13 protein-coding genes, 1 pseudogene and 1 riboswitch are annotated in these 12,815 nt (G+C 43.3%); of the genes and pseudogenes, 7 read left to right on the top strand and 7 right to left on the bottom strand.

What is annotated here, in order from left to right; translation table 11 throughout:
* The first annotated feature begins 65 nt into the window (after positions 1-65).
* Together OCV12_RS23010 and OCV12_RS23005 are read left to right on the top strand one after the other, a co-directional pair.
* Positions 66-266, top strand: a complete 201-nt coding sequence (locus OCV12_RS23010; RefSeq protein ID WP_261886294.1) for a hypothetical protein — start codon at positions 66-68, stop codon at positions 264-266.
* A 197-nt stretch (positions 267-463) separates the two neighbouring features.
* A complete protein-coding gene (locus OCV12_RS23005) occupies positions 464-760 on the top strand; it encodes a hypothetical protein (RefSeq protein WP_261886293.1) in 297 nt (98 codons plus the stop codon).
* Between the two features lie 129 nt (positions 761-889).
* Here the strand turns inward: OCV12_RS23005 and OCV12_RS23000 are convergent, their stop codons facing one another.
* Positions 890-1,387 (bottom strand): fasciclin domain-containing protein, encoded by a 498-nt coding sequence (locus OCV12_RS23000; protein ID WP_261886292.1) that lies wholly within the window; start codon positions 1,385-1,387, stop codon positions 890-892.
* 203 nt (positions 1,388-1,590) lie between these two features.
* On the opposite strand from OCV12_RS23000, the gene OCV12_RS22995 reads away from it, so the two are divergent.
* Together OCV12_RS22995 and OCV12_RS22990 are read left to right on the top strand one after the other, a co-directional pair.
* Entirely contained in the window at positions 1,591-2,583 is a 993-nt protein-coding gene (locus OCV12_RS22995; RefSeq protein ID WP_239846641.1) for a DUF2860 family protein, read from the top strand.
* Positions 2,584-2,744: 161 nt separating this feature from the next.
* Positions 2,745-3,239, top strand: a complete 495-nt coding sequence (locus tag OCV12_RS22990) for a GNAT family N-acetyltransferase (protein WP_261886291.1) — start codon at positions 2,745-2,747, stop codon at positions 3,237-3,239.
* A gap of 148 nt (positions 3,240-3,387) precedes the next feature.
* On the opposite strand, the gene OCV12_RS22985 is transcribed toward OCV12_RS22990, so the two are convergent.
* Positions 3,388-4,170 carry a response regulator transcription factor gene (locus tag OCV12_RS22985; RefSeq protein WP_239846639.1) on the bottom strand — a complete coding sequence of 261 codons (783 nt, stop codon included), beginning with the start codon at positions 4,168-4,170 and terminating at the stop codon, positions 3,388-3,390.
* 188 nt (positions 4,171-4,358) lie between these two features.
* A riboswitch (purine riboswitch) is annotated at positions 4,359-4,458 on the top strand.
* Positions 4,459-4,546: 88 nt separating this feature from the next.
* Between OCV12_RS22985 and OCV12_RS22980 the strand changes: the two genes are divergently transcribed.
* The 3 genes from OCV12_RS22980 to OCV12_RS22970 all read left to right on the top strand — a co-directional run bounded on the left by OCV12_RS22980 (position 4,547) and on the right by OCV12_RS22970 (position 6,855).
* Positions 4,547-5,560, top strand: coding sequence for an adenosine deaminase (locus OCV12_RS22980; protein ID WP_261886290.1), 1,014 nt, complete (start codon positions 4,547-4,549; stop codon positions 5,558-5,560).
* Positions 5,561-5,788: 228 nt separating this feature from the next.
* The gene (locus OCV12_RS22975) at positions 5,789-6,505 is read left to right on the top strand and encodes a Crp/Fnr family transcriptional regulator (protein ID WP_261886289.1); all 717 of its coding nucleotides are present in this window, start codon (positions 5,789-5,791) and stop codon (positions 6,503-6,505) included.
* Between the two features lie 191 nt (positions 6,506-6,696).
* Positions 6,697-6,855, top strand: a complete 159-nt coding sequence (locus OCV12_RS22970; RefSeq protein WP_261886288.1) for a hypothetical protein — start codon at positions 6,697-6,699, stop codon at positions 6,853-6,855.
* A gap of 85 nt (positions 6,856-6,940) precedes the next feature.
* Here the strand turns inward: OCV12_RS22970 and OCV12_RS22965 are convergent, their stop codons facing one another.
* The 5 genes and pseudogenes from OCV12_RS22965 to OCV12_RS22945 form a co-directional block, all read right to left on the bottom strand.
* Complete coding sequence (locus OCV12_RS22965; RefSeq protein WP_261886287.1) at positions 6,941-7,594, bottom strand: DUF2057 family protein; 654 nt, start codon at positions 7,592-7,594, stop codon at positions 6,941-6,943.
* A 162-nt stretch (positions 7,595-7,756) separates the two neighbouring features.
* Positions 7,757-8,686, bottom strand: coding sequence for a response regulator (locus tag OCV12_RS22960; protein WP_261887124.1), 930 nt, complete (start codon positions 8,684-8,686; stop codon positions 7,757-7,759).
* Positions 8,681-9,055: pseudogene (locus tag OCV12_RS22955) on the bottom strand (hypothetical protein); the annotation flags it as partial. The gene OCV12_RS22960 and the pseudogene OCV12_RS22955, both read right to left, overlap by 6 nt.
* 12 nt (positions 9,056-9,067) lie before the next feature.
* On the bottom strand, positions 9,068-11,464 hold the full coding sequence (locus OCV12_RS22950; protein WP_261886286.1) for an ATP-binding protein: 2,397 nt from the start codon (positions 11,462-11,464) through the stop codon (positions 9,068-9,070).
* Complete coding sequence (locus tag OCV12_RS22945; protein ID WP_261886285.1) at positions 11,457-12,551, bottom strand: cytochrome-c peroxidase; 1,095 nt, start codon at positions 12,549-12,551, stop codon at positions 11,457-11,459. Before OCV12_RS22945 ends, OCV12_RS22950 begins: the two co-directional genes overlap by 8 nt.
* Between the last annotated feature and the right edge of the window lie 264 nt (positions 12,552-12,815).

Below are 12,815 nucleotides of genomic sequence, written 5' to 3'. Positions count from 1 at the left end.
ACTTCGAGTTATGTGCATCTTTATTGGTCTAATCTAAACTAATAAGACTACATGGAGTGTGGCTCATGAATATTGTACTTAGTAATAAAATCCTCGTCTTAGTTTCTTCTCTTTCATTGGCGGCAGGGGTATTGGCTTTGAAGTTCGGCTTCGAAGGGCTATTCCCGATCTCTGTCGTCGTTATTTCTTTTTTTTCTGTCGTTATCAATCTGTATCTGCTGTGTATCAGTCGAGAAGACAAAGATGTCTCCGATTCCTATCAATAAACGAATGCAGCTCGTCCCAAAACATTAACCAAAGGCTTTGAAAAACATAAGAAATAACCGACATGAATGACCGGTTTTTATTTCTCATAATTCTCAAATTTGCGACATTTGTTGGTGGCTTTTTTACCATATTCTTAAGAACTTTTTCTGGGTTGTATATAGTATGCAGGCTGATTTAGTTTAATTGAGGAATCCAAGTGGGAATAGAAGCTTTGGCGTTTGTAATGGATGCTTTAATCACGGCATGTTGTATGTACGTTGCCTCGAAAATGTCTTTTGTTGTTGCCGATTTTAAATCCCTTCTGACCATCGCTGTTATCGTTGCTCTAGTGTCGTTGATTCCAACTGTAGGCTGGGCTCTAGGGCTGATCCTTTTCGTATTCCTTCTCGGGAAGGCAACGCACGCGAGTATTGGTGACTGTATTTGGGTAGTGGTGTTTACCAAGGTCGTATCGATGGCGGCTTTTTTGATATTCGGGCGCTTTTTTGTCTAACTGTATTCGTAAAAGTAAGCTCACACTCTTTGATGACGAAACTCAGTTGGCTCTAAATACGAAAAGGGTGTGAATAAGTCACACCCTTTAAAGAATTTCTGAAGGCTTATTACCAACTTTAACCATTAATTATTTTGGTAGTAGGACCGCATCAATCACATGGATGACACCATTGCTTGCTTCAACGTCTGGCATCACGACTTTGGCTTTGTTGATCATCACACTGCCATGATCAATCCCCACCATTACAGCTTCACCTTGGACTGTGACTGCACTGTTCAGTTTCATGACTTCAGCCGCCATAATTTTCCCAGGTACGACATGATAAGTCAGTACTGCGACGAGCTTGTCTTTATGCTCTGGTTTCAACAGCATGTCGACCGTTCCCTCTGGCAATGCTGCAAAAGCCTCATCGGTTGGGGCAAATACGGTAAATGGTCCGTCGCCTTTCAATGTATCCACTAAGCCTGCTGCTTTTACCGCTGCAACGAGTGTGGTGAACGAGCCGTTTTCTGCTGCTACATCAACGATGTCTTTCTTCATACCATGATGATTTGCATGCGCAAAAACTGTGAAAAGAAGCGTTGCAACCAATACTGACAGAGTCTTGCTTAAATGATTAAACATATTGTAGTCCTTTGAGTTTGTCTGTTATTTCCGAGAGGTATTACGAAAGCCTAAAAGCGATAGATCAACTTATTGCACCTTGGTGACACTTACTTCAGTAGCCAAAGTCATCAGATGGATAAAAAATACACGTTAAATACTTGTTATAATTCCATTTTGATACTTATAGTTAGTGGGTGATTATTCAAATAACGGATGTGAATATGAGGTTTGTTTTACCAGTTGTGTTTTCGGCATTTGCTTCAATGCCTGCTTATAGTGGCCTTGCTCCAAGTGAAGGTTTCAGCGGTAACTTCAGTGTTTTGGCCGGTTTCTATTCAGACAGCAGTAATCTGAGTACCGAGCAAAACTCGAATCAAGCAACCAATACCATGGAAGGAGACAGTGAAAACCAAGGCTTACTTGGCTTTCTTGGAACCGTTCAATACACCTTTGGTGAATCTTTAACTCACCAAGTTTATGCCGGTACTACCCGAGAGGATATCGCCACCGGTACCATAGCGTTTGAGATTGGTTACAGACATCAACTCTCTGGCGGCACCATCTTAGATGTCTCTGTGTTGCCAACGCTTATCTCTGGTAAGGCTTGGTCGGATCCTTACGCCGTTGGTGTCAATCGAAACGAAACCGATGTGAAAGGTAATGTAGGACGACTACAACTGACCAACATTGGCGGAACGGCCTTTCAAACGGATTTCGCGATTGGTGAATCTGATGTTGATGATGAATTATCGGGCACTTTAGGTACTCAACCCATAGCGGCACAAGACGCAGCGCTGTTAGATAGGGAAAGAAGCTATCTGTACGCTAAAGCAGGTTATCGCTTTATATTGCCAAACCAATCCGGCTTGCTAGTACCTTCTATGGTGTATTTCAATTCAGATGCGGAAGGCGGTGCACTCAGCTTTGATAGCTACGGTATCGAATTGAATTATGCGAAGAGAATTGGCCGTCATGGCTTTGTTGTCACATTGGATGCCAGTGATCGTCAGTATGATGAAGCGAATCCTATTTATGGAAAAACGCGTGAAGAGAACGAATACGGTGCCTTCTTAGCGTATGAATTTGGCGGATTGATGGGCTATGAAGATTGGTCGTTTATCACCTTACTGGGTCTAAGAACGATTGATTCCAATATCGACTTCTATAACTCTGAACAGGTACTCGCGAGCGTCGGTGTCGACTATAAGTTCTAAGAGTTAGATATTCCGAAGCGCTGTATAACGCTAAGATTTCGTTGAGTTTATTATCTGTTTAATTATTTCGAGCACTTATAACCTTTAAGGTTGTAGGTGCTCGTTGCTATCCGTAGTATGAAAGTCGTTCAGTTAAAAAGATCAGATAGTAAGGAAGCGCTTTGGAAATACAAATTAGACATCTAGAACTCACAGACAATAAAGATATTTTTGATATTTATCGCTATCCATCAGTATCAGAAAACACCTCACAAAAGCCTTTCCTCAGCTCTGATCAAGTGGAGCGACTGTTTGGTCACTTAGACCATTTCACTTTAGTCGCTGAAGTCTCAGGTAAAGTCGTCGGGCACATTACCTTATTTATGACGACCAAGGTTCGAGACAGACACTGTGCTGGTCTCGGGATTGCGATTCACCCAGACAACCACGGTCAAGGGGTAGGTAAGGCGTTAATGCAAGAAGCGATCAATCAGGCCGATAACTGGCTTAACCTCGTTCGACTTGAATTAGAAGTGCATGCCGATAATCACGGTGCGATTGCTTTGTACGAACGCGCTGGCTTTCAGTTAGAGGGGACTAAGCGATTGAGTACATTCAAAAATGGCAAGTACATTGATATGTTGCTGATGTCGAGAATCAGACCTGATTACCTTTGATATTAGTGACTCGTCTGATTTGAAATGGCGAATACAATAGCGATAACATAAAGCCCGAAACTGTTCATGGTTTAGGGCTTTATGTTATCTGTGGCGTTTATTGCTCGGGAAGGCTCGTTGGATGACAGGCCTGCTTTTGATGACAGGCTTATTTATTGTCGATCCCAAAACCATTGCGTAGCGCAAATTGAATCAACTCAGTGTGATTATCGAGTTCGAGAATGTCTAACATGCGGTATTTGTGTGATTCAATGGTTCTTGGGCTCAGAAACAGAATCTCCGCACATTGTTTTGCTGTATAGCCTTGGGCCAGTTGAGTCAGAACAGTACATTGCTTTTTGGTCAGTAACAGCAGTTTTTCACTTTCATTGATGTTGTTTTCTTCATCGCTGGTGACACTGCGTGTCATTTTAGAATGCTGCCAAAAGCAGAGCCAAATATCACTGAGCAATTTGATGCGCTTCATATCTGCCGCTTCAATGGGTGTATCGTAGCGGTTGAAACGTGAGAAGCCGATAGCGCCCCATTGTTGTCCAAATAACGAAAGGCTCACAATGCCGTGCCAATGTGCACCTTCTTCATAAAGTACACGTAACGGGTCGAGCTTGTGGTTCTTAAGTGTCTCTTCTGGGAACAATTGCCAACACTCTTTTGAACGTAAAAGCTTAAGGTAATCAAGATAGTTACCTTTTAGAAAGCGTTCCATTTCAAGCGGTGGGGTATCTGTTTTAGACACTGAAATGCTCTTACCTGTGTCCAAAAGAATCATAGAGTTTGGGAATAGGGTGAGCCTGTCGAGCTTAAACCAAGTAAGCGCTTCTCTTGCCAGCAAGGCAAAAGTGCTGTCGAAGTCTTTGGGTTGGCAAGCGGTCAAAATGTTGGTTTGGTGAGAGAGCAGCTCTTCAAAGCTATCAAATTGGTTGTCTTTCATATTGACCGTCATTAGGGGTTTAAGACAAAAATAGCGGTAATAGCTAAAGCCTGTCAACCCAAGCGTCGAATGTTGTTCTGAATAAATTGGGTCTATCGCCTCAGGACTTTATTGAGTCATTGGTTAGTGAAATCCCAGCTGAGCGATGTAATTCTCCGTCGAACCCTGTAAATCTCTGTTGAACGGTGTATAGTAGCAACCGTTTGCTTCGTATAACCCCAATGATATGGTTTGGGGGTCTCTACCAGCTCCCGCAAAGTGCTGATTACGAAGGGTTTAGATCACGATTGTGTTCTTACTCTTTGTAATGGCGTTCAAAAATATCCTGTCTATTATTCAGAGTAAGTGCACACCTAAAATCCATAGTAGGTGAAATATGAACGCATTTATTCAAGGGCTTCCAAAAGTAGAGCTGCATTTACACATTGAAGGCTCACTTGAACCCGAGTTACTTTTCCAACTGGCTCAACGCAACGGCATTGACCTGCCTTATTCATCCCCAGAGCAGTTAAGGCGCGCATACGAATTTGATGACTTGCAGTCGTTTCTTGATATTTATTATCAAGGTGCTGATGCGCTGCGCACTGAACAAGACTTCTATGACCTAACATGGGCGTACTTAGAACGCTGTAAAGCTGATAATGTCATTCACACCGAAATCTTCTTTGATCCTCAGACACATACCGATCGTGGTATTGCATTCGACACGGTCATTAATGGTATTCATCGTGCACTGGAACAGGGAGAAAAAGAGCTGGGTATTACCTCTCAAATTATTGCCTGTTTCTTGCGTCACCTATCTGAAGAGAGCGCGATTCAAACGTTCGCCGATGTGTTAAAGCATCAAGATAAAATCATTGGCGTTGGACTCGATTCTTCAGAGCTAGGGCACCCACCAGAGAAGTTTAAACGCGTATTCCAACAGGCTAAACAAGCAGGCTTTTTGACTGTGGCTCATGCTGGGGAAGAAGGGCCCGCTCAAAACATCATCGATGCGATTGAGATGCTCAACGTGAGTCGTGTCGATCATGGTGTGCAGTGCATGACTGATGGTGCTTTGATCGCCGAATTGATTGAGACGAAAATGCCGCTGACCGTGTGTCCATTATCTAACATCAAATTGCGAGTGTTTGATGTTATGGAAGAGCACAACATTGTCGAACTGTTGAGAAAGGGCGTCGCTGTCACCATTAACTCTGATGATCCGGCTTACTTTGGTGGCTACATGTCGGATAACTTCAACGCAGTAAGCCAAGCTCATGAGATGACGCAACAAGAGTTGGCGCAGTTTACTTTGAATGCCATCGAAGCGAGCTTTATCGAAGAGTCATTGAAGCAGCAATATCGAGATGTCGTTCAAGCGTATCTTGAACAAGTCAGTGATCTTTAATCTATCCCTCACAAAAAATAGAAACGACCAGCCATTGCTGGTCTTTTTTGTTTCGCCTGCCCACGATTCACAAACTAAGTAAATGACTTAACCTACTAAGATATAAGATTTTATTTAAACAAAAACCTCTTACCTCCGAGAGGATGAACTACATTTAAAGGAGATCTCTAAAGATCTGGGTATACAACGTTAACCTTGTACAGCGATTGTCGGAGGAGGATTAAACCGTTGCTAGAACCAACAATCAGTGAACAAATACAGTGGCCGTGTGAGTTGCCACAAGAGTTGATCGATAGCTTAGTTGAGATTGCTGTTTTCAAAACAGGTATCCACAGCCTTGAGATCACGCAAAAGTTTCAAAACCTGCCAGGTGTTTTTTATATTCTCAGCGGTTCTGCAGGTATCTGCTTTTCAACCGAGAACATGAAGAGCCTTTCTGGTGGGGTCATCGGAAAGGGCGATTGGATGGGTGCCTTAACGATTCACGCTGAATACAACCTATTTGCCGTTGCAGAAGAGGTTGAGCCCATCTCTATGATACTTTTCCCAGCCGATAAGGTATTAGAACTGGCTGAGGAGCAATGCATGGTCTTTAAATGGCTGCTTCATTGCGGAACCCGAGCCCAATCTATTTGGATGCAGGCTTATCTCTCATCGATTCACGAGAAAGAACAGAAAACGATTTATGTGCTCTTAGAGCTTGCCGCTCGTCAAACGAACATAACGGGTGCAACGGTCAGTATTAATGTGTCACAGACTCAATTGAGCACGATTACCGGAATCTCAAGGTCGAGGTTAAATGAAGTACTGAAGGGTATTGAACAAGCGGGTTTGGTGACCATTCAAAGAGGCAAGGTCTTCATTTCGGATATCGAAGGGCTTTATGAACGAATTTCGCCAATGAACTTGATGATGCGAAACCCCGTCGAAGATATAAAGCCTTAGTCGTCTAACCCATCTCAGCTATCTCGATCACTTTGTTCAAGTAATCCCTACTTTGATGATTGAGAACAGAACATGTACAACTTTATGGGTAAACTGCAGTGTTGTGTTCCTTTTGGAACATACATGAATCCACTATCTCTATAACTTCCACTCTGTATTTATAAATTTAGATTTAAATGGAGTAAGTTGTTATGAAAATGGCCGTTTTGGAATACAAGGTATGTGGAATAGGCGACTGGATTAAAACCAGAGTATCAAGCCGTTGTGCACATTTACTGGCTGCTGAATATGGCTTATTAGGCTGGCCAACAAAAATTGATGGGGAAGCGTTCCCTGTTGAGTTGGTTTAGCGGGAACACTTATTCATTGAAACAGATACAAAAAAGCTGGCCACAATGTGCCAGCTTTTTTCGTTTGAACGAGCGATAAATCGATCTACTTGTTCACGTATTCTTTGAATTTCTGCTTGGTTTCAGCGTCAGCTTTCTCGTACCAGAAATAAAGCATTTCTTCTGCAGTATTTGATGCGTTAGCGTCGATTTTTGCTGGTAGCGTTACTGGTTGAACAACTGCCGCTGTAGCGCCTGCTGCTGTACCCATTGCTAGAGCTGCAATGCCACCTTTCTTGTTGTACTCTTTCGCTTCTTGAGGGTATTTACGACCAATCTGCATACCATCTTTCACTAGCTTGTCTTGCTTAACGCTGATTGCATTTTGGTCTTCATCAACCAATTTCCAATCAAGGTTCTCAAAACCTTTCTTCGCTTCAGCGGTATTGCGGTATTTCGGCATATCGAACGTCAGTGCGGCGTCAGCTGCGTTAAAAGTAGCAATGATCGCGTCGCTATCAACGAATTCGCGGTCGTTACCTTTATCAAAAGCCAGTTGATATCGGAATACGATCTGGTTCTGACCGTCTGGAACGGTTAGCGTTTTATGAGAAGAGAAAAGACTACCGTCAAGATCTGGCTTAGCTTCGTTAACCGCTAAGACATCTACGCTAGAAGGAACTTCAATTGTCACGTCAGCTAACACGTGTGGTGCTGCGATAATTGTGGAAAGCAGCGCGATGGATTGTAATGTTTTCATAATCATACAGTTATTTTAGTGAGATATTTTTACAGTCTCATGCAGAACGAAGTATTTCAAGTTACCTTGTCTCGATTTGGCAAAATTCACCGAAACTTAACGTAAGGCTAAATCTTGCACGTTGAAGTTGTGCTTTTTTCGGTGAAATAGAGCAAATTTTCTTCAGGCAACGCCTTTATTTGTTGAGTTATTGGATGGCGTCGAACTCTGTTGAGTATTTTCATCCAGTATTTCTGCGAGCATATGTTTATCAATAGGTTTATGAATAACGCCTTTAACGCCCAAGTCCTGAAACTGTTGTTGCACTAATTTCGAGACATCAGCGGTACAGGCAATGATCGTGGTGGGTAGCTTGTGTTCTTGTAGTAGAACATTGGTCGCATCTAAGCCTGTGATCTTCGGCATGTGATGATCCATCAATATGATGTCGTAATGCTTATCCAATGCCATATTTACTGCTTTTGAACCATCTTCGGCGTGGTCTATGCCTTGATAACCAAGCTGGTTGAGAAGCTTAGTTAGGATGATGCTATTCACGTTGTTATCTTCGGCGATCAATATTGATGTTGTGACGCCTTCGGTTAGGTTTGCTGGTGGCTCAGTATCATTACTTGAGTCTTTAGAAACTGTTGTTTTAGTTTTGCTTGTCTTGCTTTTGTTCTCACTGGTCTTGTTAAAAGACGTTTCTGCCGTGTGATTTTCTGGCTTGTTTTGAGTCACGCTATGAGCGGTGTTGTCGGGTTTATTGGTATGTCCTTTGATATTTCGCTGAACTGAGACAAAACCAACCAAGGTTATCTCTTCAAAAGTTGGAGAAATGGACTCCGCGACCCAATATGACGTGCCATCTTTACGGTATTGCAGTATTTCAGATTCGAATCGATCTCGTCGATTCAGAGCCTCTGACTTCTGCCTGATTTTAACGATGTCGGACGCTTTGCCTTGTTGAATCTCAGTCAAATTCTTTTTAAGTACATCTTCGAGAGTAAACCCAGAACTGTGTGTAAAAGCGGGATTGACCCATTTAATTCGTCCTTGGTCATCAGTGACAATAATGGCGTCTTTGGAGTCCTCTAATGACTTACTTAACATCTCCCTTGGGACACCATCTGAATCGACGTCCTCCAATGAGTCGGGCGCTTGTAGATTGATATAAATAGGAATGAACGCCGACACCCAGATGGCGTAAATGGTGATGACGCGATTCAACACGACAAACCAAGTTTCGCTGCCCGTTTGGGATAAGTAGTAGCCGAGTAGGGTGAGTATGGTGCAGACGATCGCCCACATAATGGCTGAAAACGGCTCTCGTGTTGTCGATGCAAGCAAGACAATCGTAACGTAAGGCACGGCCATCGCAATGCCTAACGGGACATGATAATCGACCGAGAAAATGATGGTCGCACCAAGGGCTAAGAACAGATGTGGACCAGTATTGGGTAAATTCCATTGCCATTTCATCTGATACCTCACTTAGCCGGTTTTGCGTTGCTGATTGAGTTTATTGATTAAGCGGGTTGCTTGGTGGCTATTGACCATTAAGCGGTTGATCAACTGTTGAAGCAACTCCGCTTCTGGCATGACGTGATGTTCAGTGATCTGCTCGGCTGAAGTCGCAAGCTCAAGCACTTCTGTCATTTCAAACCTTGAAGCGATTGCTCTGACTGCTTTCAGGGTTCTGCACAGATCATCTGTTCTGGCGCTAGAAAAGAGTTCAATCAACTCATCGATTTCATTTTCGAGCTCATCAACCAGTGACGTTAAGCATTCAAGTTTCTCGTCCATCTCTAACTTATCGTTTGTGAGTAACTTGCTGCGCGAAATCTCTTCTTCGGTGAGTGGTAGTTTGACCTTAGGGTGACGCGTTAACATGGTGATGTTGCTGTCATCTTTGTCTGAAAGCTCATGTGCGTTAGCCAATCTATGTCGGTTAACCTCAAACTGATGGTGAAACTCATTGATGGCGTTTTGTAAGCTGTTTTTCTGCAATGGTTTGGTGAGTACGAAATCAGCCCCTGAGACGATAAATTCATCGTGTGCTTCTTTGAATACATCGGCAGTACACGCAAAAATGACAGTAGTGAGTTTGAGTTCGTTTCGGATTTTTTGAATGGCTTCAATACCGCTCATGTTAGGCATGTGGTTATCCATTATGATCAAATCATATTGGTTTGAAGCCAGTTTATCTAAGGCCTGTAAACCATCGTAGGCGTTCTCTACCGTCAGGTTGATAGATTCACAGAACTTCCTAATCACCATTGCGTTTATCTTGTTGTCTTCCACCAGTAATACTGAAAAATCATCCAGCGTTTCATTCACTTTCGTTGGTGTCTGGTCGACGACTTTGTCTTCAAGTTCGTGCATTTCTAACGGCAAAGAGATAGTGAATTGTGTGCCCACATTCAGTTGGCTGAACACTGAAATGGTGCCGCCCATTAGCTCAACTAACTGCTTCACAATCGATAATCCCAGTCCAGTACCCCCAAACTTACGTGTCGTGGAAAGTTCGGCTTGTTCAAAGGCCGTAAATATATGGTCGACCTTGTCTTCAGCGATGCCGATACCAGTATCGGTGACCAAAATGTTCACGCTTGGTGGAGTGGTTGGCGCTATTAAGAATTCAACTTCTACCTTGCCTGATTCCGTAAATTTGACCGCGTTGCCTGCCAAGTTAAATAGGATCTGACGGGTACGTGCAGGGTCACCAATCAACTGAATATTGGTTGGAATATTGTCCTTGATGGTAAAGGTGAGGCCTTTGTCCGTCGCGAGTGGTGTTAGCGTTTTGTCGAGGTGTGTAACTACGTCGGTTACCGAGAACGGGCTGTATTCGAGCTCCATTTTCCCTTGTTCAACCTTAGAGAAGTCGAGAATGTCATTCAATATGGTGACGAGGTGTTGACCTGAATCTATGATGATCTGCGCTTGTTTGCGAGTATCAGCGCTTTGAGAATCTTCCTTAATGATTTGTGCGATACCTAACACGCCATTCATCGGGGTTCGTAATTCGTGGCTCATTGTCGCGAGGAATAGAGATTTAGCCTCACTCGCTTTTTCCGCTTTGTCTGCCGCCTCTTGATAGGAGAGGTTGTTTCGTTTTAGCTCAAAAACACGCAGGATAAAGAGGGCGAATGAGAAGGCGACGGTTAGGAGTGCTAATGTGATGATAAGTTTAACTATGATGCCCTTTAACAGGTCTTGAACGTCGGTAAATTGATGTTCGATCTGTTCAAGGTACTCCATACTATGCACGGAAAGGATCTGTGACAACAACTGGCTTTGTTGTTGATTCAGTTCAGTAAATGTTTTAGACAAGTTCGTTAAATCTGAATTGGTGTCTTGATACTGAATTTGGGTACCAGAAAACAGCACGCTTGCTAAAAGCTCACTTTGAATGTTGATGTTTGAAGCGGAGTTAGCTCCAGTATTCTCTGGGCTATTTGTTGAGTCTGTCAGCTGTAGAGTGAGGGATTGCAGAATGAACTGGCGAGCAACGCTTAACCCAACAAGGTTGTCTAATGTATCTACATTCGACATTGAAGCATTGTGGAAACGTTCCAGTAACTGCGTGGTTTGTAAGTCCTGAAAGAAAGCAGAATGAATGTTTTTGCCTTGATAGCTATTTCTGAGTTCCTGTAGCTCTTTTTCAAGCGTGACCAAGTTTGCCGACATTTTATACGGGTTAGAAATTCCAGCGAGAGCCGCATTGGTTATTTGGTCACGCATTTCTAGCACTTCATGCCCAAGCTCGCGAACCGACTCCGCATATTCTGTGACCCTCTCATGCTCTGAGTAGGTCAACATAATGAAACTGATCAAGCCGATAAACAGCGAGATAAACAGTAGAAAGATGAGCCTGACTTTATTCATTTTCAAACTCCACTAACATTTGAGGGCGGTTACCAGTGAGGGTTTCGAGGAAGACTTTAATGTCGCTGATGGTCTGTTCTTCAAAGGTTTTTCCAAGTTGGCTTTCACCCATGATTTTAATCGCTTCTTCTAGCGTGGCGGTTTGACCATCGTGGAAATAGGGAGCCGTTATCGCGACGTTTCTTAAGCTCGCGACACGGAATAAGTGTTTGTCTTGAGGCTGAGCAGTAAACATGAAGCGTCCTTGGTCTTCACTTCGTTCTGAACCTGTTTTCGATAATCCGAAATAACCAAATCGCATGACCATGCCGCCCCCAATGTTGGTGCCTTGGTGACAACGAATACAGCCTTCTTCTTGAAAGGTTTCCCAACCTCGTTTTGCTGCATCTGAAAGTGCGGAGTGGTCGCCTCGCAAATACTGGTCAAAAAGGGAATGAGGCGTAGTTAAGCCGCGCATGAATTCGATGAGTGCTGCCTTAATCGTGGCTGTGTTAATGGGTGTCGCTTGGTCTTCAAACATGTTGATATAAGCCTCTGAGCGCGAGACATAGTCAGTAATGTGTTGCCAGTTGGAATCCATCTCGTCGACGTTGTGCACTGGGCCATCAATTTGATCGGAAAGGTTATTTACTCGGCCATCCCAAAAGAATCGATAGTTAAACACAGCGTTAAAAACCGTGAGTGAATTACGCATTCCCGCTCCATTTACCCCAATCGATACCGGAATCACTTCTGCACCGTTGGTTTGCAAGCTGTGGCAACTCTCGCAGCTGACACTTCGATTGGATGACAAATTAGGGTCTTTGAACAACGCCCAGCCTATTTTGGCCAATTCATTGTCGATATCGGTTGAATTCGGAATGGGGAAAATTTGTTGGTCTGAAAATGCCGCCTGTTTAGGGTCTTGTGTATCAGAATGAGAAGTATCCGCTGAAGCGTGAGAGTCGTCGTGATTGCCTTGATGTGAGTGACTTTCTTTGTGCTCGAATGAGGTATGCATGTTTGACGAGGATGCGTCATAAACCAGTATGGCGATTGAAACGCAAATGACAGTTATGCTTATTCCAGCCAAATGAGAAGTTTTCATAGCGTTAGTTCCATCTAAATTTGATAGTAATGGCAACTCAGAATCCGTCTGAATTCACCTTCATTTGCCTTGTGAATGATAGGTGTATCACTATAAATCTAGTTTCATAAATTAGATGTTGCAAGATGAGGCGTCGGCATACCCGTAGGTTGGTGTCGGCATAGCAAGAGGCTGGTGGTCTTTGTGTTGAAGAGTTTTGGATGAATAGATAGACGTTTGGATTAATATACAGTCGTTTGGGTTTGATAGAGAGTAGGCTAGATA

The sequence above is a fragment of the Vibrio pomeroyi genome, from assembly GCF_024347595.1.
Taxonomy (GTDB): domain Bacteria; phylum Pseudomonadota; class Gammaproteobacteria; order Enterobacterales; family Vibrionaceae; genus Vibrio; species Vibrio pomeroyi.
The sequence above is the reverse complement of the archived record's forward strand: the minus strand, read 5'-3'. Positions and strand labels throughout refer to the sequence as shown.

Excerpts from the sequence above, each read along its gene's own strand:
- OCV12_RS22985 (WP_239846639.1), bottom strand. The coding sequence starts at position 4,170 with ATGAAAGACAACCAATTTGATAGCTTTGAAGAGCTGCTCTCTCACCAA.
- OCV12_RS23010 (WP_261886294.1), top strand. The coding sequence starts at position 66 with ATGAATATTGTACTTAGTAATAAAATCCTCGTCTTAGTTTCTTCTCTT.
- OCV12_RS22970 (WP_261886288.1), top strand. The coding sequence starts at position 6,697 with ATGAAAATGGCCGTTTTGGAATACAAGGTATGTGGAATAGGCGACTGG.
- OCV12_RS22950 (WP_261886286.1), bottom strand. The coding sequence starts at position 11,464 with ATGAATAAAGTCAGGCTCATCTTTCTACTGTTTATCTCGCTGTTTATC.
- OCV12_RS22965 (WP_261886287.1), bottom strand. The coding sequence starts at position 7,594 with ATGAAAACATTACAATCCATCGCGCTGCTTTCCACAATTATCGCAGCA.
- OCV12_RS22980 (WP_261886290.1), top strand. The coding sequence starts at position 4,547 with ATGAACGCATTTATTCAAGGGCTTCCAAAAGTAGAGCTGCATTTACAC.
- OCV12_RS23000 (WP_261886292.1), bottom strand. The coding sequence starts at position 1,387 with ATGTTTAATCATTTAAGCAAGACTCTGTCAGTATTGGTTGCAACGCTT.
- OCV12_RS22945 (WP_261886285.1), bottom strand. The coding sequence starts at position 12,551 with ATGAAAACTTCTCATTTGGCTGGAATAAGCATAACTGTCATTTGCGTT.
- OCV12_RS22995 (WP_239846641.1), top strand. The coding sequence starts at position 1,591 with ATGAGGTTTGTTTTACCAGTTGTGTTTTCGGCATTTGCTTCAATGCCT.
- OCV12_RS22960 (WP_261887124.1), bottom strand. The coding sequence starts at position 8,686 with ATGTTAAGTAAGTCATTAGAGGACTCCAAAGACGCCATTATTGTCACT.